Consider the following 20,469-nt stretch of genomic DNA (forward strand, 5'->3'; position numbering starts at 1 on the left):
CCTTGGGGATTTGACCCCGACAGAGTTCCTCATGAAAAATTCACCCAAGGAAACCTCTACTTTTGGATGGCACTAACTTGGGGAGGTTTACAAGACGAAAGGCCACCCGTCACCGGATGGCCTTTCGTCTTCCAAATCAAAAAAGAAGTAGCTGGAGTCACATAAACCCACAGCGGACCCCATAAAGAAAAAAGGGATTTCAGCCTTTCGACTGAAATCCCTTACTTTCTAATGGCGGGGCCGATGGGACTCGAACCCACGGCCGCCGGCGTGACAGGACGATGAATGCCGCTTTACCCCGCCGTATTTCAGCTAGTTACGTAGTTTTACGTAGTCTCGCGTGGATTCTCGTGGGTTCAAAAACCCACAAAAAACCCACGCGCGAATCCTTTCAAAAAAGCTATAACGTTTAGTTTGAGGGGCGCGGAAACAGGTGGCAAAGCCGGATGTTGGAGCATCCCACTCGAAGCGTTTGTTAGCCATTTTCGTGTAACCATGGCTCGAAACTCTCTTTGGCTGTATTTGTCAAAATGTTGGCAAATATCTCTTTGTCGCCAAGGAATAAGCAGTGCCTTATTATGGTGTATGGGTTTAGTTTGTCGTTGGGATTTGACTGCTCAAACCATGCTTGGTAGCGCTTAACTCTAGAGATATTTTCTCTCATGTAAAAGTTAAACTTGCCCCTGCTAATGTCCGGTTTCATGCTGATGATTTCCTGTGTGAATCCATCGACTTTGTGAGGTTCGAACTCGAAGCCATTAAAGAAATGCTTTGCAATTTTCAGAAAGCTAAAAGCATTCAGGATCGAGTAGTGGAACTTTTCTTCCTCTGGCTGGTTGTGACTTTCGTCGGTTTCCTGCGTTAGCAGTTCGTCGGAGATTTCTTCTTTTTGAATCTCCTCAACTGTCGAATTTCTAATTTCACGAAATTCCCTGTCAGCAAGTTCAAATAGCGCTGCTAGTGTATTGATACGCCGTTTTAGTCTCGTTGGGATCGATTTTTTATACTTTATCTTGTGATCTAGTACGCTCCATGAATCTTGGATAATTGTTCTTATCTGAATCTCGAACATGAATTCAGAGTATTTGATGTACTCTGGCAAAGCCTTTCTGACTTCGTTAAGTCGTAGATCGAGATGAAGCCCCTTGTATCCAAAGGAACCTTCTGTGTTTTCTATCTGCGATATTTTGTCTGTTTTATCGATTACTTCGAAGTGCTCAGAAAGACATTTTTCAATTTTCTCTATGTCATCTTCGTAAAGACATACAACCCTCAGCCCTATAAGGTCGGTAATGTGATCTCGTATGGTGTATGGTGTTGAACTTGACTCAAGGTTCGTTCGGTACTTTAGGTTAAACTTCTTGATGCATTCTTCTCTGTCTTTGACGCGGCCTTCGATTTTTGAAATAGCTATAGAACCGGCGTGAATCAATAATGCGTTTGAAAGTGCTACAAACGAATCCTTCGCGTCCTCAAGCAATTGACGGTTTGAGGTATGAAATTCCCGAAACTGCGCCTTCTCGGTTTCAAAATTCAACGATGGCATGGGTATTCCTTCTTTGAATGGCTAACGTGTAGGGTAACTGGCGAGCTTCAGCGAGTCCTCGTTTACCCGTTTGTTATCTTTTATTTTAGAAAAGTGGTCAGGTCTCGCTTTGGCTCTTCTCGACACCACTTGCAACATTGTCCGGACTGTTTTGAACTTTGCCCTTTCCAGCACTAGTCACATGATGGGAGAAGTGGCTCACTCACGCCCCTGTCAGAGTGGCGAATCAGCAGAGGCTAGGGCGTCGGGTAGATCGCGTTGTTTGGAGGGCTTGAACAGGCTATCTACCTTCCGCAATGAACTCCAAGAAGCTCTGGCCCAATGAGGTCACACATAATGGCTTTGGCTCAAAATCATCTGTAAATACAGCGTTTTGCTGTGTCGCAAATTCTGGTAAATCTTGTACATCGCCAGCCAATATGAGTGACCTTAACTCCAAATCTTTAATGACGGCACGAAAGTGTGCTCGTTCGATGCTAGCTCCGAGATAAATCTCAAACTGACTGAGCACCTGCTCCAGCGTCACGCGCCCCTGCATGGCATGCTTGTTTATGAAATCCAGCAACCGCAAGTGCATCAATGAAAATTCGTCTATAAACTTTAAGAACTGGAAGGCTATGTCCTCTTCAGGCATGTTCCCTATGGCAGTTGCCTCAAGTGCGTTTCGCAGTGCACGAATTTTTTCAACCCTATGGTTTCGCAAAGCTATCTGTGTGGCTTGGTATAGAAACGAGATGAAACGCTCGTCATTCTGAAGGACTTCGGGAACTACTCTAAGCTCCTTTTGCAGTTTTTCAATGGTTGACAACACCTCCGCTAACCATCGCTCTGTTCTCTTCTCGGCAGGGTTGACGAAAAGATTCATCACCTCGGCAAGCAAACCTCCCACCAAGGGAGTCGCTTGCAACGCTCCCTTGACGAGAGCGACCGCAACCTCCTTAACAGTTTCTTCACGCGGGATCTGCATTGCGAAACCCTCCTAATTTCTCCATTAGATGAGCCACAGGTTTCACACTAATCGATTTGTTGTCAATAAATCACTGAATTGCTATAAAATAACATATTTAATAAATGAAAAGAAGGAAACAAAGGGGTCACCCATCAAAAGGACCGAGGTCAAGAGAAAGTGCTCCTGCGGGCCAGAAAATCAGGTTTCTCGCCTCGGGTAACGATCCCTAGATAACACTCCAGATTTCTTTGTCTTCTGCCTTTGTCGAATTATCAGCATTGCGTGTCGGCGTATTCCGCCGCACCAGTCACCCATCAGGATCTAGGCCACCGAAGCAGCCCCACCGTCTTGCGACGGCCAGATAATCTTCGATCCCACGCCATGTCCAAAGTGTTGTTACAGATCTCATGGTTGTGAACCAACCCGTTGCTGGCTCATGCCGTGGTCGGCGAAACAAAGTCATCCGAAAAGCTGGAAGCGGTGACTACCAATCAAATCTCATGGTTATACCAACCCCTTTGCTGGTTCCCCACCGCCTCCAAATTCATGCAAAGCATTTTTCATGATCAAAGTTCACACCCTCCCGCATGATGAAATATGCGGCCCTCGTAAGTTTGTGGGCCAAGGCGCTATGCGCGACCATTCTGTTACTTCTAGCCAGCTTGCGGTCATACCATGAGCGGCTTGCATCGTCGTAACGCCTGGCGAACTCAGCGACCTCTGAAAAAGCCCACGCCAAATACTTGTTCCCGTTCTTGGTGTTGCCTCGTCCCTCGCGCTTGCCGTTACTGATCCAATTGGAGGGCACTTTCCGACAATACGAACTGAAATTGCCCGCTTTGGCGAAGCGCCCGATTGGCCCGGTTTCCAACATGATCGTCAGTCCCAGGACGACCCCTACTCCAGGCATGGAGAGCAGTGCTTTGTACGCTGGCCGCAATTCGGTTCGCTCCTCGGCCTGCTTCTCGATTTTCTTTATCTGCCGCCCCAAGTAGTCGATGGTGTCTTTGCTGACTTCTCCGCAAAGGGCCAAATCCTCATTTGCGGCACACAAGGGGGCGACATGGTTTGTTTTGAGTTGCTTGATCATGCGCCCCGGCAGTGAATACCCGTTGTTCCGGGAAACTATGCCTTGCAAACTCGTGATCAAAGACGTTCTCAAGCGTATCAGATGTCCGCGTTTTCTCAGCAGATCCCGGATCGGACGTTCCGCTTTGGATAGATGTACCCTTCAGACAGGACGCCGAGGCGAAGCATCTCGGCGAGCCAGGCGGCATCACTGGCGTCGTCGCTGTGTTTGAGCCCGGAGTACTTCTGGATAGCTGCCGGGTTGGCCAAATGCACCCGGTAGCCCTCGTCCATCAACGCATCGACGATCCAATACCAGTTGAAGGTCGACTCGATGGCAATTCCTTGCAGTTGATCCCGGTAGGCAGCTAGCGGATGCAGGATTGCCTGGACATCGTTAGCAAGTTTTCGTTTTTCAATGATCTTTCCTGCACTATCGACCACAGACAAGAAATTTGAATTTGAATGCAAATCGATTCCTGCGTATATAGCCATTGGACACCTCCGATATGAGTGTTTCCCAACTCCTATATAGCAGAGGAATCGGCCATCTGCTATTTTCGGAGGTGTCCTTTTGTATGGTTATCAAGTCTCGTTTTGACTTTTCTTTAATGCCACTCGAACAAACATCTGCCCCTCCAAACCGAAATCTGGAACAAATCTTAAGTTTGAATCATCCCATAAAGGCAGTGGCAACAGCTCACCCCCTAAAAAAAGTGACCCTCATTGATCATCAATCGTAGTCACATTTTTTGCGTAACGTCGTTACAATAAAAGTTGCACAAACGGCAACTACTTCTTTTGTCATACATAATCCACGTAAGAGCTACCGAACAATACGTACATGAGGCGAACAAAAGAGCACCCGCAACCGGATGGCTTTCTTCGATTCGTAAGACACAACGCGCAAACCCACACACAAAAAAAGGAATCCCAGCCTTTCGACTGAAATCCCTTGTTCTCTAATGGCGGGGCCGATGGGACTCGAACCCATGGCCTCCGGCTTCACAGGCAGATGATTACCTATAGGTAAGCTTCAGCCGAATCACCGTCCCCATAGAGAGATCAAATCGAGCAAATACGGAGCGTTGGAGCGGCTTTGACCCACAAAAAGCCCACAACAGAAAAAAGGGATTTCAGCCTTTCGACTGAAATCCCTTACTTTCTAATGGCGGGGCCGATGGGACTCGAACCCACGGCCTCCGGCGTGACAGGCCGGCGTTATAACCGACTTAACTACGACCCCGCATTTTGTCTTCGTGGTGGGCGGTACAGGGATCGAACCTATGACCCTCGGCTTGTAAGGCCGACGCTCTCCCAGCTGAGCTAACCGCCCCGTCCCGTCCAACGAGAAACAGTCTTTATAGGGGCCAATGCCTACTGTCAAAGACTTTTTTAAGAAAATTTTAATTTCATTTTAAGTCTTTATATTTCAGCATGTTACGAAGCAGGCAACCGCCAAAAAATAAAGCGTCCTGCTGTCCTTTCAATGCGCAATATCCCAGAATCAGACAACTTTCTCTTTTCAGAACCACGCAACCCCACCTGCCACCGGCGATTTTTCCCGGCCATCAGGAGTGCGTAGGTACTCAAAACAGATCGTCACACTCCGTCACTTCGAGAGGCTCAACCCCGGAACGCTTCCTGAGCCAGTTGATGCCGCGCAGGACTGGCCCGCGTGAGATAATGTATCTTTCCAGCCTGTACTTGCCGGGAAAATCCATGAGCATGATGCCGAGAAAAATTGTCAGCAGGCCCTGGCCGGGCAGAAAGAGCATGAGCACCCCGGCCAGGAAGAGGACCAGCCCCAGCATGTTCTTGAGGATCAGCACGATCATGCGCAGGCCTGGACGACGCCTGCGCCACGGCGTCTTACCGCGCCTTTCGGCGCAGAAATAGTCGGCGGGAATGCGGGCGGCCACCAGAGGAAGGACCAGCAGCGAACCCACGAATGTCAGCACGGAAAAGGCGGCCAGCCAGCCAAGTCCTTCCGCCCACCACCCTTCAATCCCCGCCAGCATGCCGTGCTACCGGGCCCGGAATTCGGCCAGGGTCCGGGCGTACTGCTCGGGCTGAAGCCGGGGGCCGAAGGTTGTAACCACCTTGGATGCGGCCAGGCTCGCGAACTCCCCGGCCTGGACGTAATTCATGTCGTGGGTGATGCCGTACAGGAAGGCGCCGGCGAACATGTCCCCGGCGCCGTTGGTGTCCAGGGGCGTGACCCGGCAGGCGTCGATCTCGTGCATGTCCTCGCCGTCGTACACCAGAGCGCCCTCCCCGCCGAGCGTGACCACGAAGGTCTTGGCGTTGCGGCGCAGCTTGTCCACGGCCTTGGCCAGGGTGCGGCATTCGGCCCAGAGCATAGCCTCTTCGCGATTGCAGAACAGCAGGTCCACCCCTTCGCCGACAATCTCCTCCAGGCCCAGGCGAAAATATTTGACCATGGACGGATCGGAAAAGCTCAGCGCCGTCCTGACCCCGGCTTCACGGGCGATGTTCATGGCCTGGACAACGGCAGGCCGCGCCGTGGGCGAGGTCACCAGATAGCCTTCGGAATACAGGAATTCGGACTCGCGCAGCTCTTCCGGGCACAATTGCTCGGCAGACAGGGACTCGGAGATGCCAAGGTAGGTGTTCATGGTCCGCTCGGCGTCGGGCGTGATCATGACCAGGCACTTGCCGGTGACTCCGTCGGCGCGGCGCTCGGCAAGGTTGGTGCCGACCCCGGCCCGGGCCAGTTCCTGGGCGTAGAAATCACCCATCTCGTCGTTGCTGACCAGACAGGTGTAAAAGGACTTTCCACCGAAAAAGGCATTGGCCACGATGGTGTTGGCGGCCGACCCGCCGCCGGAACGGACGCTGCGCTCGCTGCGCAGGTATTCGAGCAGCTCGAACTGCCGCTCTTCATCGACCAGGGTCATGAACCCCTTTTCCACGCCCATGGTTTCCAAAAAGGCATCGGGCACCTCGAATTCCATGTCGACCAGGGCGTTGCCCATTCCGTACACATCGTATTTTTTCATGAATTCTTCCTTTAATATCTTAACTTTCTTTGTTTTTAATAGGACCCATAGGACCTATATTCTTAACCTTCCACCAGGCAGCCCCGGCGGTTTTTCCAGACTCCGAGGACCGATTGCACCAGCGAGGCCAGCGGGATGGCGAAAAACACCCCCCAGAAGCCCCAGATGCCGCCAAAAATCAGGATGGCCGTGATGGAGGCGATGGGGTGCAGGTTGACGGCTCCGGACAGCAGCAACGGCACCAGCAGGTTGGCGTCCAGGAGCTGGATCACGAAATAGACGATCATGGCCCAGGTAAAGTGCGCGTCAAAGCCCCACTGAATGAACGCGATGATGAGCACCGGCACGGTCACGACCACGGCCCCGATATACGGGATGATCACGGACAGGCCGACCAGAAGGCTCAGGAGCATGGCGTAGTCCAGGCCGAAATACAGAAAACAGGCGTAGGTGGCGATCCAGACGATGAAGATTTCCCAGATGCGGCCGCGCACGTAGTTTCCGGCCTGGGTCTTGACGTCCAGCCAGACCGTGCTGGCCAGGGTGTGATCCTGGGGCAGAAAGCCGCACAGCCATTCAAGGATCACGTCCTTATCCTTCAGAAAGAAGAAGACCATGATCGGCATGAGCACCATGTAGACCACGAAGGAAAAGACGGAGCGCACGGAGGACAGCGAAAAAGCCAGGACCTGCTGCCCGTACTGGGAAAACTGGGCGGTCAGGGAATCGACCACGGTCTGTACCTGGGCCTCGGTCAGGATCGGATACTGCCGGGGCAGATGCACGAGGGCGTTCTGGGCCTTGGAGACGATCCAGGGAATGTTGTCGATGAGATCCGTGATCTGGGACACGAGTAGCGGCACCAGCGCCAGAATCATCACCGCCAAAAACAGCATGAACAACCCGAAAACCAGCACCACGGCCAGCATGCGCGGCCAGCGGAAGCCGACCAGAAAACGCACCAGTCCTTCCAGAAGAAAGGAGATGACCACGCTGGCGATGACAGGGGCCAGCAGATTGCCCACAGAAAGGACAATCGCCCCGCTGACGACCAGCACCAGAAAAAGGATGACGAGTTGCGTGTCGGAAAAAACGGCACTCATCCATCTGCGAAAAATTTCCATGGGGGGTTCTCACGTGCTCGGTGCAAAGACGCCACAGATATCTAGACACACGTGCGCCTGGCGTCAACACAACGAAAAAAGGCTGCCCGGAGGCAGCCTGAAAAGATTCCGTGAACCGGCCGGTGTTCGGCAAAGACCTGGCGAGGGGAGGATGCGCTTCGACAGGCCGGTTCGGCGGAAAAATGGTTAACGGATGAAGAGCATCTCCTGGTAGCTGGGCAGAGTCCACAGATCGTCCGCGACGATCGTTTCCAGAAGGTCGGCATGCTTTCTGACCTCGGCCATGGCGGGCAGAATGGTCTTGTAGAAGTAGTTGGCGTGCTCCAGGGTGGAGTTGCCCTTGTCGCCTTCAAGCAATGCCTCAAGTTCGTAGGTGACCTTCTGCATGCCGCGCAGGTTGGCGGTCAGCTGGTCCAGCGTGGTGGTGCCGAATTCCTTGCCGATGGCCTGGAGGTTGGCGCAGGCCGTGGCCAGTTCGCTCTGGTAGCGGAAGGAAGCCGGGAAGATGACTGTCTTGGACATGCGCAGCATCAGGTTGGCTTCCGTCTCGATGGTCTTGCAGTACTGCTCCAGATAGATCTCTTCGCGGGAGCGCAGTTCGGCCTCGCTCAACACGCCGTACTTGGTGAAGAGTTCGATGGTCGAAGGGATGGACAGCATGGGCAGGGCATCGGGGGTGGCCTTCAGGTTGGCCAGGCCGCGCTTTTCGGCTTCCTGATGCCATTCCTCGGAGTATCCGTCGCCGTTGAAAATGACCTGATCATGTTCGACCATGATCTTCTGCAGGAGATTCTGCACGGCTTCATTGAGCTTGGTCTTTTTGCCGCCGGTGGTCTTTTCGAGCTCCGTTGCGATGTAGTCCAGGGACTCGGACATCATGGTGTTCAGGGCCACCTGCGAACCGGCGATGGACATGGAGGAACCCACGGCGCGGAATTCGAAGCGGTTGCCGGTGAAGGCGAAGGGGCTGGTGCGGTTGCGGTCGCCCGGATCCATGGGCAGGGGCGGCAGCGTGTCCACGCCGATGTTCATGACGCTCTTCTTCTTGGAGCTCTTGACCTCGCCCTTCTTGAACTGCTCGAAGACATCGGTCAGCTGCTCGCCGAGGTACACGGACATGATGGCCGGCGGGGCCTCGTTGGCGCCGAGGCGATGGTCGTTGGAGGCGCTGGCCACGGTGGCGCGCAGCAGCGGACCGTACTTGTGCACGGCGCGGATGGCGGCGGCGCAGAAGACCAGGAACTGGGCGTTTTCATGCGGCGTGTCGCCGGGATCGAACAGGCAGCCGACTTCATCGTTGCCGATGGAATAATTGAGGTGCTTGCCCGAGCCGTTGATGCCGGCGAAGGGCTTTTCGTGCAGCAGGCAGACCATGCCGTAACGCTTGGCCACGCTGCGCAGCACGGTCATGACCAGCTGGTTGTGGTCCGTGGCCAGGTTGCCCTGCTCGTAGATGGGCGCGATTTCGAACTGGCTGGGGGCCACCTCGTTGTGACGGGTCTTGACCGGCACGCCGAGCTTGAACAGTTCGCGGTCCACTTCCATCATGAAGGACATGACGCGGCGCGGGGTCACGCCGAAATACTGGTCCTCGAACTCCTGGCCCTTGGGCGGCTTGGCGCCGAAGAGACTGCGGCCGGCGATGAGCAGGTCGGGACGCGCGAAGATGAAATTGCGGTCAATGAGAAAATATTCCTGCTCGGGTCCGGCGTAGCTAGTCAGGGGCAGCTTGGTCTCAACGCCGAACAGCTTCAGCACGCGCTTGGCCTGCTTGTTCAGGGCCTGCATGGAACGCAGCAGCGGAGTTTTCTTGTCCAGTGCCTCGCCGGTCCAGGACACGAAAGCCGTGGGGATGCACAGGAAGGTTCCGTTGGGGTTCTCAAGGATGTAGGCCGGGCTGGTCACGTCCCAGGCGGTGTAGCCGCGTGCTTCGAAGGTGGCACGCAGGCCGCCGGAAGGAAAGCTGGAGGCATCGGGCTCGCCCTGGATGAGCATCTTGCCGCTGAATTCGGCCACTGCACCGCCCATCCCGTCGGGGGTCAGGAAGGAGTCGTGCTTCTCGGCGGTCAGGCCGGTCAGGGGATAGAAGACGTGGGTGAAATGGGTAGCGCCCTTCTCGATGGCCCAATCCTTCATGGCGTTGGCCACGACATCGGCCACGGAAGCGTCAAGCTTCTCGCCCAGTTCGATGGTCTTCTTCAGGGATTTGTAGACGGTTTTCGGCAGGCGTTCACGCATGACCTTGTCGTTGAACACGTTGCTTCCAAACATTTCCGTCAGGGAAGTTTCGCTGAAATTCAGGGGCGCATGCAGGGGTTTGTAGTCGGTGATTGCCTTGATGGCGTCCCTGCGGGCCGTGAGTCCGTTCATGATATCCTCCAGGACAAGTTGATGTATGCTTTTATTGCTACGTTGATCCGTGATTACAATTGCAAGGCCTAAAGCAATTCAGATGCCATTAGCACAACATATTGAAATATATAAGCACCATGAATTTTGGAAGTAAATAGATTACATTTTTGAAATATGCAATCCCGGCAATCCGGAATTAATTCGGAATTAAATTACAATTTTGCAAAACAGCCCGCCACGCCGTCATCCCCTGTCATGGCGCACCCTGGCTTGCATGGCGCGAATGGCTCCCGGGACAAGGCAATCCGCGACGTCCGCCTCGCGCGAATCATGCACATAAATGTCAACACGAATTTGAACCAGGCAAATAAGAGTTCAAAATTGCGCAGTGTTCTGCTAGTTTCAGGGCAATCCTCAATTCCAACCCGGAGCCGCCCATGCCCGCAGCCGTTCCCAGCGCCACCAACCTTCATCTGCTGTCTCGATATCCGATCTTCACCGCCGCCAAGACAGTGTGGGGGTATGAGATCCAGGCCACCGCGAGCATTGTCACGGACCAGCCTCCGGACCCGGATCGGGCCAACGTCGGGGCCACGGTCATCGCCGGTGATTACATCGGCCTGAACACCATCCTGGCCCGCAACAAGAAAATGCTCCTCTCCTACACCCGGGACCAGCTTCAAAAGCAGATCCCCTACGCCTTTCCGGCTCAGTCGTCCGCCATCCTGATCAGTCCGGATTTTCAAAACGATCCTGACCTGCTCCCGGCGCTAAGGCAGATGGCGGCGGACGGGCACACCATCGCCCTGGAATGGAATGCCGGGGTCACCCCCCTGCCCCCCCTCATGGAACTGGCCGACGTGATCTGTCTTGGCGCCCCGGACATGGCCGAAGAGCTTGCAAAAATCCCCCTGGCCGCCAAGACCGTGATCGTGCGCAACGTGACCACCCGCGAGGAGGTCGAACAACTGCAAAAACTGGGCGTTTCCCTTTTTCAGGGGCGCTTCTTCAAGACCGCCGAGATCATTCCGGGCAAGAAGCTGTCCTCACACCAGAATTCGCGCCTGCAGATTCTGCGCGTCATCGAAGCCGAATCACCCGATCTGGACCAGCTGGCCCAGACCATCCAGGCCGACGTGAGTCTTTCCTACCGACTGCTCACCTATCTCAACTCCCCGACTTTCGGGTTCATGCGCAAGATCGATTCCATCCGCCAGGCCATCGCGCTTCTGGGCTGGATCAACGTGCGCAATTGGCTGCGCGCCGTGCTGCTGGCGGACATCGCGCAGGGCGAGGAACAGACCGAACTTTTGCACCTTTCGCTGTGGCGGGGAAAATTCCTGGAACAGACCGTGGCCGGTCACGACTACTGGGACTTCAAGCCCGACGAGATGTTTCTTTTGGGCATGTTTTCCCTGCTCGACGCCATCCTCGGAATTCCCATGGCCGACGCCCTGGCCTTTCTGCCCCTGAACGACGCGCAGAAAAAAGCCCTGCGCGGCGAGAGCACCACGGAATACATGCCGCTGCTCACGCTCATGCTCGCGTTCGAGGACCAGGGGGAAGATGCTCCGGACAGGATCCTCATGGACCTGAACCTTGAGCGAGAAACAATGCAGCGACTGCATCGCGAGGCAGGCGCCTGGGCTTCCTCCATTCTGGAGATCGGCCAGGGCGCCTGACGACCCGGAGTTTATGTCAGGGGCGAAACCTTCCAGATGTTCCGCGCATACTCCATGATGGCGCGGTCGCTGGAGAACTTGCCCATGTTGGCCGTGTTCAGGATGGACATGCGCGTCCACAGGGCAGGGTCCTCGTAGCACTTCGAGACCCTGGCCTGCTCCGCCACGTATTTCGCGTAATCGGCCAGGACCAGATAATAGTCGCCGTGGGCCAGGAGCGAATCGACAATGGGTCTGAACAGGCTTGGCGCCTCCGGCGAGAAGAATCCGGTGGAGATCATGTCCAGCGCCTTCTTGAGCTCGATGTTGCTTTCGTAGATCTGCACGGGATCGTAGCCCCCGGAATGCAACCGATGCACGTCCTCTTCGGTGTGTCCGAACAGGAAGAAGTTGTCCTCCCCCACCACTTCCCTGATCTCTATGTTGGCCCCGTCCAGGGTGCCGATGGTCAGCGCTCCGTTGAGGGCGAACTTCATGTTGCCGGTGCCGGATGCTTCCATGCCCGCCGTCGAAATCTGCTCGGACAGATCCGCGGCCGGGATGAGTTTTTCCGCCTGCGACACACAGTAGTTGGGCAGGAAAACGACCCGCAGCTCGTTGCCCACGGCGGGATCGCCGTTCACGGCCTGACCCACGGCGTTGATGAGCTTGATGATGAGCTTGGCCTGCAAATAGCCCGGCGCGGCCTTTCCGGCAAAGAACAGCGTGCGCGGAACATGATGCGCGACGCTTCCCGAGCGGATGCGGTTGTAGATGGTGATGACGTGCAAAACGTTCAGAATCTGCCGCTTGTACTCGTGGATGCGCTTGATGTGCATGTCAAAAAGCGTGGCCGGGTTGATGCCTACGCCAAGCTTGCGCAGAACGTAGCGGGCCAGGAGTTTCTTGTTGCGCTTGCGCACTTCCTGCCAGCGCTGCTGGAATTCGGGATCGTCGGCATAGGCGGCCAGCTCGGACAGATGCGACAGGTCATGAATCCACTCGTTCCCGATGACGGAGCCGATCAGTTCGGACAGGGCCGGATTGGCCTGCATCAGCCAGCGTCGGGGCGTGATGCCGTTGGTCACGTTGGTGAACTTGCCGGGGTAAAGGTTGTCGAAATCCTTGAACAGCCGCGCCTTGAGAATCTTTGAATGCAGCTCGGCCACACCGTTGACCGTGTGGCTGCCGATGATGGCCAGATGGGCCATGCGCACCTGCTTGCCGTCGTCCTCGGCGATCAGGGACAAGGACCTCAAAAGATCGACGCGACCCGGAAAGCGTTTGCCCACATCGTCCAGGAAACGACGATTGATCTCGAATATGATCTGCAGATGCCGTGGCAGCATGCGCCCGATGAGTTCCACGGACCATGTCTCCAGGGCCTCCGGCAGGACGGTGTGATTGGTGTAGGAGAATGTCTTCTGGCAGATGGTCCAGGCCGTCTCCCAGGTCAGGGCCTCGTCGTCGACCAGGATGCGCATGAGCTCCGCGATGCTGATGGCCGGGTGGGTGTCGTTGAGCTGCACCGCGACCTGATCCGGAAAGCAGTCGAAAGAGGAGTAGTTGTTCTTGCGGAAACGCCGCAGGATGTCCTGGAAGGTCGCGGCCACGAAGAAATACTGCTGTCGCAGCCTGAGCTCCTTGCCGCGCGGGCTGGTGTCGTTGGGGTAGAGAACCTTGGAGATGTTCTCGCTCTCGACCTTGGACTGGACCGCGCCGATGTAATCGCCCCGGTTGAAGTGTTCGAGTTCGAAATCCCGGGTGGAGATGGCCTTCCACAGGCGCATGTTGGTCACGTGGCCGTTCTGATGACCTGGAACCATGATGTCGCAGGCCATGGCCATGACCGACTCCGTGTCCACCCAGCGAAAACGCTCGTGCCCGGCGCTGTCCTCGTAGGCCTCGCTACGCCCGTAAAAATTGATCAGGAACATGAAATGCCCGCGCCGAAGCACCCAGGGGGAATCCTGGCGCAGCCAGTTGTCGCAGCCTTCATGCTGATAGCCATTGACGATGGTCTGATAGAAGATGCCGTAGTCATAGAGAATGCCGTACCCATAACCGGGAATCTTGCACGTGGCCATGGAGTCCATATAGCATGAGGCCAGCCGCCCAAGGCCGCCGTTCCCCAGTCCCGGATTCCATTCCTCTTCAAGCAGCTCGTCCAGATCCAATCCGAAATCCCGCACCGCCTCGCGGCACTCCTCTTCCATGCCCAGGGCCTGGATATAGTTCATGAGGAATCGTCCGGGCAGAAATTCCAAGGACATGTAATACACGCGCTTGGTAATGGAATCGTAATAGGAACGCTGAGTCTCAAGCCACTGGCCCAGCAGGCGGTCGCGCACGCTGTAGCACAGGCCGAGATAATAGCGCTCCTTGCGCGGGGGGAAAGGGTCGCTGCCCAGGGTCAGGGCCACGTGCCGCTGTATATCGTCCTTCAGGGACTCAACGCTCTGGTTGCTTTCGGGGGCCGTCATCTTGCATCCTCCTTGGATCCTTTATCGTCGTGCTGGATAAGCAAGGCTACCATAAAAGAATTCCGAGAGAAACCTGCGCCTTTACAGCTCCCGCACAAATCTTACCTGTTCGAAAAAGGAGAAACGTCATGCGCAAATGCCCAAAATCAACCTGGCTGCTTCTGATATTCGCCTTCATCATGTGGCCCGCGGGAGGACACTCAATGGATAAGATCACAAAGACAGACGCCCAGTGGCGGGAAATTTTGAGCCCCGAGCAGTATCATGTACTGCGCGAAAAGGGCACCGAACCCGCTTTCAGCGGAAAATTCAACGACCATCACGAGGTGGGAACCTATGTCTGCGCGGGCTGCGAAACCCCGCTTTTCCACTCTGATGCCAAATTTGATTCAGGCACCGGCTGGCCCAGTTTTTTCAAGCCAGTGGACGAAACGCATATCGCAAAGCATGAGGACAAATCCTGGTTCATGGTCCGCACTGAGGTGCTCTGCGCTGTCTGTGACGGACATCTGGGTCATGTATTCCCCGATGGACCAGAGCCCACTGGATTGCGTTACTGCATCAATTCCCTTGCTCTGCAATTTGAACCCCAAAACGCTGGAAAATAGCCATAACTATCCGGAAAGAAACAATATTCTTTCCGGACAAACCCTTGAAACCGGAAGGCACATTCAGGGTTGCATCCATGGTGCCGTTCGGGTAGAGACCTCAATTGTTATGAACTATTGTTTCCATGCGGCCGGCACTTTCCCGCTCCCTTCTCTTCGACTCCCGCACCCCTCTCCCGTCGCCGGCAGCATCACCCCAAGCACGATGAGGTACGCACATGAATAGTCATGGAGTATTTGTCGTCACTTCGCTTTTTTTCGTCATGATCGCCTCTCTGGTAGGATTTGCCGCATATAACGGAACCAGACTGGAGACGGCCCGGCACTACGAAGCCCGGATCGCGACGCTAAACGAAGAACGACAGGAATTGACCCGCCAGGTGGCGGAGCTCAGGAATAGATGGGTCAAGGAAGTGACCGTGACCGCCTACAGCCCGACCGTCGAAGAATGCGGGCCCGACCCGCAGACGACGGCCAGCATGGGCAAGGCAAGGCCCGGCATTGTCGCCGTGAGCAGAGATCTGTTCGATGAAGGCTGGGTCTTCGGCAAGAAGGTCTACGTGAAAGGCCACGGCATCTTTGAAATCGCGGATCTGATGAGCAAGCGCTACACGCAGCGCATGGACATCTTCTTCCCCGACACCAACCAGGCCAGGCAATTCGGCAAGAAACAAGTCACGGTGGCCCTGCTGGCCAGCTAAAAAAAGGGTGCGCGAGCACCCTTTTTTGCGACCTTTGCGCGGGAAAGGGAACAAGACGTTTTGCCCCCTCTCGCGCAACTTCACGCTCTCTCTAGAAGTTGTAATCCGCCATGCGCCTTTCGGCGGCCACGGCCGAAACGAAGGCCACGCATTTCTGATGTTCGGGATGAACCTGATAGGTCTGCAGGTCCTCGGGAGAATCGAAGACCGTGTACAGGACCACCTCGGTTTCGGGCACGGAGGCGAAAACGTCCGTGCTGACGACCAGGGTGCGCAGCTGCGGGATGAGTCCCGGCAGGGCCCCGAGCATGTCCTTCATGATCGCCGCGTTTTCCGCCGCGCTCCGGCCTTCCGCGCTCTCCTTCAGTTTCCACATCACAATATGTCCGACCATGATTCCTCCATTAGGGTGATACGTTCCAGCAATCCTTGAAAAGATGGGGGTCGGCCAGCATCCGCCCCCGGACCGCGTCAGGCACGAGCCCGCTGGTTTCAAGGCCCGCGCAAAATTTTTCCCGCACCATGCTCGCGCTGACGTCCAGGCGCGCCATGGGCACAAGCACAACTCGCCGTCCCGTCTCGATGCGCCGCACCCCCGGCCCTTCCTCCCGCCATTTCCAGTGCCTGCCCAGAAATTCGTCCACCGCCGCCTGTCCCAGCCCGAGCCGGTCCACCACGGCGATGTCGGTCAGGAGCGGCAGCTCCAGCCCTCTGTGCCAGTCGGGCAGGGTCAGAAAATCCGGACTGCCGAGAACGAAGACATGGTTGGTATCCGGAAACATGGCGCACAGGCGGGTCAGGGTCACGTGCGAATACGAGGGGACGGGCATCTCCCCCTCCAGCGCGCTCACTCCCAGACCTTCCACCCCTGTCACCGCCTGACGCAGCAGGGTCAGGCGCAGATCGAAATCGAGCAATCCCGACTTACCCTTGTGCGGCGGAACCTTGGCGGGCAGCAGATCCACCCGCCCAAGTCCCAGCGCCTCCCGGGCCTCGATGGCCATGCGCAGATGCCCGTTGTGCACGGGATTGAATGATCCGCCGAGAATCCCCACCGAACCGGACAGGGGTCTAGACACGCACCTGCCCTTCTCCGAAGACGATGTACTTGAGGCTGGTCAGCTCCTTCACGCCCATGGGTCCGTAGGCGTGGATCTTCGAGGTGCTGATGCCGATCTCGGCACCCAGCCCCAACTCTCCGCCGTCGTTGAAACGTGTGGAGGCGTTGATGAGCACGCATGAGGCGTCCACCGTCCGCAGGAAACGCATGGCCCGGTCGTGGGTGCGGGTCAGGATGGCTTCGGAATGACCCGAGCCGTAGCGGGCGATGTGCTCCTCGGCCTCGGCCTGGGTGTCGACGATCTTCACCGCCAGGGTCAGGGACAGAAACTCGCGCCCAAAATCATCGACCTCGGCGTGCGTGGCCGTGTCGCCAAGAAGTGGCAGGGAACGTGGACAGGCCCTGAAAGACACGCCCAGCGGCGCCAGCAAGGCGGCCAGGCGGGGCAGAAATTCCCGCGCGACGCCCTCGTGCACGAGCAGGCATTCCAGGGCATTGCACACGCCCGGACGCTGCACCTTGGCGTTCTCGACGATGGACAGGGCCTGCTCCTGATCCGCGTCCTTGTGGACATAGATGTGGCATACGCCCTTGTAATGCTTGAGGACCGGCATGGTCGCGTCCTTGACCACGGCCCGGATCAACCCTTCGCCGCCGCGCGGGATGACCACGTCGATGTATTCGTCCAGGGCCAGCAGATGCTTGACGGCGGCCCGGTCCGTGGTCGGCACGATCTGCACGCAACCCTCGGGCAATCCGGCCGTGTCCAGGGCCCGGCGCAGCAAGCCACCCAGAATCTGGTTGGAGTGATAGGCCTCGGAACCTCCGCGCAGAATGACGCTGTTGCCGGCCTTGAGGCAGAGGATGGCCGCGTCGATGGTCACATTGGGGCGGGATTCGTAGATGATGGCGATGACGCCCAGAGGAATGCGCATGCGTCCGACGAGCAGACCGTTGGGGCGCCTTATCATGCCTTCCACCTCGCCCACCGGGTCGGACAGAGAGGCCACGTGGCGGCAGGCGGCGGCCATGGAATCCACGCCGCCATCGGTGATGCGCAGGCGATCAAGGCGCGCCTCGTCCAGCCCGGCGGCACGCGCGGCCTCCAGATCAAGAGTGTTGGCCGCAAAAATTTCCTGTCGAGAATCGTGCAGCAGGTCGGCCAAAGCCAGAAGCGCCCTGTTGCGCTCAAGGCCCGTGGCCGTGGCCAGTGTCCTTGCGGCGGTCCGTGCCGATGCGGCCAGCTCGCGCATTTGTGATTCCAGATTCATCCTTCGCTCCTGTCTGTGGTGAAAAAAGATCCAAAGCCGAAAATATTATTTTTCAAAGACTATACCAACGCCGCGCCACAGGCAAGAATACTTCATCCGGGCACCTTTTTAAAAGACCGGATATCCATTTATTCCGGCATGTTTTCCCCTTGCGCATTCTCTTTGACCTTTTTCGAAATTGCCTATAAACAGACGGGGCTTTTACAATAATGGCAATTCGAATCAAAGGAGCCTTTCCATGGAAGAACGCAAAGAGACACACGATATCCTGGCAACCATCGAACAGGAAATGGACTCCGACATCCATCCCCTGCTGAAGAAAATCCTGGACAACATCAAGCCCATCGGCATCACCATCGGCGGCATCGTCGTGGCCGTGGCGGTCTATTCGGGCGTCACCACCTACCAGGAGTCGCAGCGTGCAAAGGCCGTGAGCGAGCTTGGCGTCATCATGACCATGGCCGATCAGACCGCGCGCATCGAAAAACTCGAAGCCTTCGCCAAGTCCGGCCCCAAGGAGCTGCGCACCGCCGCACAGCTCGAACTGGCCCGCATCTTCATGGATCAAAACGATTACGAAAAAGCGGCCGGAGCCTGGAGTTCCGTGGGCCAGGGCGCCGACATCCGCGTCATCGCCGGGCTCGGCGAAGCCAAGGCCCTGATCCTCAAGGGCGATCATGCCAAGGCCGTCGAAATTCTGAGCGCCCTCAAGAAAGACGCAGGTCAGGAATTCATGCCCGCCATTTCCGCCAACCTGGCTTTCGCCGCCGAAAAAGCGGGACAGATCGAACTGGCCATCTCCGAATACGAGGCCCTCAAGTCCAAGGAAGCCGGCAACGAGGCATTCCTGGACTACAAGATCGGCACACTCAAATCCAAATCCTGAGACGAGTGAAATCCCAAAGGCGTCCCCGCTTGGCGGGGTTCGCCTGAGACCAGGGCCTTCGGCCTCGCCCCCCGAAGCAAACGCCATGAACGCATCTCAAAAGTTCGCAAACGATTTGGATACCACCCCATGATGACCGCCGAATTCCTGCATTATCTGCAAACGCTTCAAGGCACGGTGCAGCACCTCGATCCCATGAGCCCGCTGCAATCGAGCCTGGACAGCCTGCTCGCCATGACCGCCGAGGCCATGAAATACAAACGCATGGCGCTGGCCATCCTCGACCCCAAGGCCAACACCATCCGTTTCGACCTCACCTACGGGCACAAGGGGCCGGTGAAAGCCACGTACCTGCCCGGCCAGGGAGTCACCGGACAGGTTCTGGACAGCGGGAAATCCATCATCATCGAGGCCATGGGAAACGACGAACGCTTTCTGAACAAGGCCATGGGCCGCACCCAGAAGGAACTGGCCGAACTTTCCTTCATCTGCGTCCCGGTCACGCGGATCAACTCCGAGGGCATCCAGGAGGCGCTCGGCGTGCTCAGCGCGGACATCCCCTGCCAGACGCCCGAAGTGTTGCAGGTTCACTGCGCCTTTCTTGAGGTTCTGGCCGCTGTCATCGCCCGCCAGACCGCGTATCTGCAGGAAAACATGGCCCAGAAAGAACTCTGGGCCTCCATGGGCTTCCTGGGCGAGAGCCTGGATCGCGACACGGCCATGGTGCAGGCCAAGATCGTGGCCACCTCCAAGGCCATGGCCTTTGTCATGGGGCAGATCATGCAGGTCGCGTCGAGCAAGGCCTCGGTGCTGCTGCGCGGCGAATCGGGCACCGGCAAGGAGCTCCTGGCCGAGGCCATCCACAACGCCAGCTCCCGCCGCACCAAGCCCCTCATCCGTCTCAACTGCGCGGCGCTGCCCTCGGAACTGCTGGAGAGCGAGCTGTTCGGCCATGAACGCGGCGCCTTCACCGGCGCGGTAGGTTCCAAGAAGGGCCGCTTCGAGCTGGCCCACGGTGGCACCCTGTTTCTGGACGAAATCGGGGAACTCAGCCCCGAGGCCCAGTCCAAGCTGCTGCGCGCCCTGCAGGAAGGGGAGATCCAGCGCCTTGGGAGCGAGAAAAGCATCAAGGTCGACGTGCGCATCATCTGCGCCACCCACCAGCCGCTGGAAAACCTGATCAAGTCCGGCGAATTCCGCGAAGATCTCTATTACCGCATTAACGTCTTCCCCATCTTCATTCCGCCCCTGCGCGAACGCCGGGAGGACATCCTGCCCCTGGCCGAGTATTTCCTGGAATTCTTCGCCAAGGAGTACTCAAAAAACATCAAGCGCATCTCCATGCCCGCCATCGACCTGCTGACCCAGTACCAGTGGCACGGCAACGTGCGCGAGCTGCGCAACTGCCTGGAGCGGGCCGTGCTGATCTGCAACGAAGAGGCCATCCGCACCTACCATCTGCCACCGACCTTGCAGACTGCCGAAAGCTCGGCCACGGACAACCAGCTCTCCTTCGGCGAAGCCGTGGGCAAATTTGAGCAGGAGATCCTGGTCGAGGCCCTGCAGAAATGCGGGGGCAACATGCTGCAGGTGGCCAGGGAGCTCAGGGCCAGCTACCGGATCATCAACTACAAGATCAAGAAGTACAACCTCGACCCCAAAAAATACGACGGGCGGGGCAAGACGCGCAAACCCTGATTGCAGGAGGGTGCGCCCTGGGGTATGGTTCGGTGAAAT

Annotated in this window: 17 protein-coding genes and 3 tRNA genes; 5 read left to right on the forward strand and 15 right to left on the reverse strand. The window is 56.7% G+C overall.

Annotation, left to right across the window (positions count from 1 at the left end; genetic code table 11):
- Positions 1 to 232 precede the first annotated feature (232 nt).
- The 11 genes from H4684_RS17430 to H4684_RS17475 all read right to left on the reverse strand — a co-directional run bounded on the left by H4684_RS17430 (position 233) and on the right by H4684_RS17475 (position 10,080).
- A tRNA-Ser gene (locus tag H4684_RS17430) sits at positions 233 to 300 on the reverse strand.
- Between the two features lie 175 nt (positions 301 to 475).
- Entirely contained in the window at positions 476 to 1,546 is a 1,071-nt protein-coding gene (locus tag H4684_RS17435; RefSeq protein ID WP_192624722.1) for a GTP pyrophosphokinase, read from the reverse strand.
- Between the two features lie 280 nt (positions 1,547 to 1,826).
- Positions 1,827 to 2,513 (reverse strand): hypothetical protein, encoded by a 687-nt coding sequence (locus H4684_RS17440; protein WP_192624723.1) that lies wholly within the window; start codon positions 2,511 to 2,513, stop codon positions 1,827 to 1,829.
- 526 nt (positions 2,514 to 3,039) lie between these two features.
- Positions 3,040 to 3,585 carry a transposase gene (locus tag H4684_RS20745; protein WP_225940528.1) on the reverse strand — a complete coding sequence of 182 codons (546 nt, stop codon included), beginning with the start codon at positions 3,583 to 3,585 and terminating at the stop codon, positions 3,040 to 3,042.
- Between the two features lie 95 nt (positions 3,586 to 3,680).
- On the reverse strand, positions 3,681 to 4,058 hold the full coding sequence (locus H4684_RS20750; RefSeq protein ID WP_225940529.1) for an IS110 family transposase: 378 nt from the start codon (positions 4,056 to 4,058) through the stop codon (positions 3,681 to 3,683).
- Positions 4,059 to 4,732: 674 nt separating this feature from the next.
- Positions 4,733 to 4,809, reverse strand: a tRNA-Asp gene (locus H4684_RS17450).
- A 14-nt stretch (positions 4,810 to 4,823) separates the two neighbouring features.
- Positions 4,824 to 4,899: transfer RNA gene (locus H4684_RS17455), tRNA-Val, on the reverse strand.
- Between the two features lie 253 nt (positions 4,900 to 5,152).
- Positions 5,153 to 5,584 carry a PGPGW domain-containing protein gene (locus H4684_RS17460; protein WP_192624724.1) on the reverse strand — a complete coding sequence of 144 codons (432 nt, stop codon included), beginning with the start codon at positions 5,582 to 5,584 and terminating at the stop codon, positions 5,153 to 5,155.
- Between the two features lie 6 nt (positions 5,585 to 5,590).
- Positions 5,591 to 6,586, reverse strand: a complete 996-nt coding sequence (locus H4684_RS17465) for an adenosine kinase (protein ID WP_092194470.1) — start codon at positions 6,584 to 6,586, stop codon at positions 5,591 to 5,593.
- A gap of 62 nt (positions 6,587 to 6,648) precedes the next feature.
- A complete protein-coding gene (locus H4684_RS17470) occupies positions 6,649 to 7,710 on the reverse strand; it encodes an AI-2E family transporter (protein ID WP_192624725.1) in 1,062 nt (353 codons plus the stop codon).
- Between the two features lie 186 nt (positions 7,711 to 7,896).
- A complete protein-coding gene (locus H4684_RS17475) occupies positions 7,897 to 10,080 on the reverse strand; it encodes a glutamine synthetase III family protein (RefSeq protein WP_192624726.1) in 2,184 nt (727 codons plus the stop codon).
- A 419-nt stretch (positions 10,081 to 10,499) separates the two neighbouring features.
- Here H4684_RS17475 and H4684_RS17480 point away from each other — a divergent pair, with 419 nt between their 5' ends.
- Positions 10,500 to 11,744, forward strand: coding sequence for an EAL and HDOD domain-containing protein (locus H4684_RS17480; RefSeq protein ID WP_192624727.1), 1,245 nt, complete (start codon positions 10,500 to 10,502; stop codon positions 11,742 to 11,744).
- Positions 11,745 to 11,755: 11 nt separating this feature from the next.
- Here H4684_RS17480 and H4684_RS17485 read toward each other — a convergent pair whose 3' ends face one another.
- The gene (locus tag H4684_RS17485; RefSeq protein WP_092194501.1) at positions 11,756 to 14,206 is read right to left on the reverse strand and encodes a glycogen/starch/alpha-glucan phosphorylase; all 2,451 of its coding nucleotides are present in this window, start codon (positions 14,204 to 14,206) and stop codon (positions 11,756 to 11,758) included.
- A gap of 203 nt (positions 14,207 to 14,409) precedes the next feature.
- On the opposite strand from H4684_RS17485, the gene msrB reads away from it, so the two are divergent.
- Both msrB and H4684_RS17495 read left to right on the forward strand, forming a co-directional pair.
- A complete protein-coding gene (gene msrB / locus H4684_RS17490) occupies positions 14,410 to 14,814 on the forward strand; it encodes a peptide-methionine (R)-S-oxide reductase MsrB (RefSeq protein ID WP_192624728.1) in 405 nt (134 codons plus the stop codon).
- Positions 14,815 to 15,032: 218 nt separating this feature from the next.
- A complete protein-coding gene (locus H4684_RS17495) occupies positions 15,033 to 15,515 on the forward strand; it encodes a 3D domain-containing protein (protein WP_143077961.1) in 483 nt (160 codons plus the stop codon).
- A 91-nt stretch (positions 15,516 to 15,606) separates the two neighbouring features.
- Here H4684_RS17495 and H4684_RS17500 read toward each other — a convergent pair whose 3' ends face one another.
- From H4684_RS17500 to H4684_RS17510, 3 genes are read right to left on the reverse strand one after another with little or no spacing between them, the layout of a single operon-like run.
- The gene (locus tag H4684_RS17500; RefSeq protein ID WP_092194518.1) at positions 15,607 to 15,909 is read right to left on the reverse strand and encodes a Dabb family protein; all 303 of its coding nucleotides are present in this window, start codon (positions 15,907 to 15,909) and stop codon (positions 15,607 to 15,609) included.
- 10 nt (positions 15,910 to 15,919) lie between these two features.
- Positions 15,920 to 16,594 carry a nicotinate-nicotinamide nucleotide adenylyltransferase gene (locus H4684_RS17505; RefSeq protein ID WP_192624729.1) on the reverse strand — a complete coding sequence of 225 codons (675 nt, stop codon included), beginning with the start codon at positions 16,592 to 16,594 and terminating at the stop codon, positions 15,920 to 15,922.
- Entirely contained in the window at positions 16,587 to 17,846 is a 1,260-nt protein-coding gene (locus H4684_RS17510) for a glutamate-5-semialdehyde dehydrogenase (protein WP_192624730.1), read from the reverse strand. The genes H4684_RS17505 and H4684_RS17510 overlap by 8 nt, the downstream gene beginning before the upstream one ends.
- A gap of 238 nt (positions 17,847 to 18,084) precedes the next feature.
- On the opposite strand from H4684_RS17510, the gene H4684_RS17515 reads away from it, so the two are divergent.
- Positions 18,085 to 18,732, forward strand: coding sequence for a hypothetical protein (locus H4684_RS17515; RefSeq protein WP_092194524.1), 648 nt, complete (start codon positions 18,085 to 18,087; stop codon positions 18,730 to 18,732).
- 129 nt (positions 18,733 to 18,861) lie between these two features.
- The gene (locus H4684_RS17520) at positions 18,862 to 20,430 is read left to right on the forward strand and encodes a sigma-54-dependent Fis family transcriptional regulator (protein ID WP_092194526.1); all 1,569 of its coding nucleotides are present in this window, start codon (positions 18,862 to 18,864) and stop codon (positions 20,428 to 20,430) included.
- Positions 20,431 to 20,469: the final 39 nt, after the last annotated feature.

Source organism: Desulfomicrobium macestii, assembly GCF_014873765.1.
Classification (GTDB): domain Bacteria; phylum Desulfobacterota; class Desulfovibrionia; order Desulfovibrionales; family Desulfomicrobiaceae; genus Desulfomicrobium; species Desulfomicrobium macestii.

Bases quoted from the DNA above. Each gene is read 5' to 3' on its own strand.
- H4684_RS17440 (WP_192624723.1), bottom strand. From the start codon at position 2,513: ATGCAGATCCCGCGTGAAGAAACTGTTAAGGAGGTTGCGGTCGCTCTC.
- H4684_RS17475 (WP_192624726.1), bottom strand. From the start codon at position 10,080: ATGAACGGACTCACGGCCCGCAGGGACGCCATCAAGGCAATCACCGAC.
- H4684_RS17470 (WP_192624725.1), bottom strand. From the start codon at position 7,710: ATGGAAATTTTTCGCAGATGGATGAGTGCCGTTTTTTCCGACACGCAA.
- H4684_RS20750 (WP_225940529.1), bottom strand. From the start codon at position 4,058: ATGGCTATATACGCAGGAATCGATTTGCATTCAAATTCAAATTTCTTG.
- H4684_RS17460 (WP_192624724.1), bottom strand. From the start codon at position 5,584: ATGCTGGCGGGGATTGAAGGGTGGTGGGCGGAAGGACTTGGCTGGCTG.
- H4684_RS17465 (WP_092194470.1), bottom strand. From the start codon at position 6,586: ATGAAAAAATACGATGTGTACGGAATGGGCAACGCCCTGGTCGACATG.
- H4684_RS17500 (WP_092194518.1), bottom strand. From the start codon at position 15,909: ATGGTCGGACATATTGTGATGTGGAAACTGAAGGAGAGCGCGGAAGGC.
- H4684_RS20745 (WP_225940528.1), bottom strand. From the start codon at position 3,585: ATGATCAAGCAACTCAAAACAAACCATGTCGCCCCCTTGTGTGCCGCA.
- msrB (WP_192624728.1), top strand. From the start codon at position 14,410: ATGGATAAGATCACAAAGACAGACGCCCAGTGGCGGGAAATTTTGAGC.
- H4684_RS17520 (WP_092194526.1), top strand. From the start codon at position 18,862: ATGATGACCGCCGAATTCCTGCATTATCTGCAAACGCTTCAAGGCACG.
- H4684_RS17510 (WP_192624730.1), bottom strand. From the start codon at position 17,846: ATGAATCTGGAATCACAAATGCGCGAGCTGGCCGCATCGGCACGGACC.
- H4684_RS17480 (WP_192624727.1), top strand. From the start codon at position 10,500: ATGCCCGCAGCCGTTCCCAGCGCCACCAACCTTCATCTGCTGTCTCGA.
- H4684_RS17435 (WP_192624722.1), bottom strand. From the start codon at position 1,546: ATGCCATCGTTGAATTTTGAAACCGAGAAGGCGCAGTTTCGGGAATTT.
- H4684_RS17485 (WP_092194501.1), bottom strand. From the start codon at position 14,206: ATGACGGCCCCCGAAAGCAACCAGAGCGTTGAGTCCCTGAAGGACGAT.
- H4684_RS17515 (WP_092194524.1), top strand. From the start codon at position 18,085: ATGGAAGAACGCAAAGAGACACACGATATCCTGGCAACCATCGAACAG.
- H4684_RS17495 (WP_143077961.1), top strand. From the start codon at position 15,033: ATGAATAGTCATGGAGTATTTGTCGTCACTTCGCTTTTTTTCGTCATG.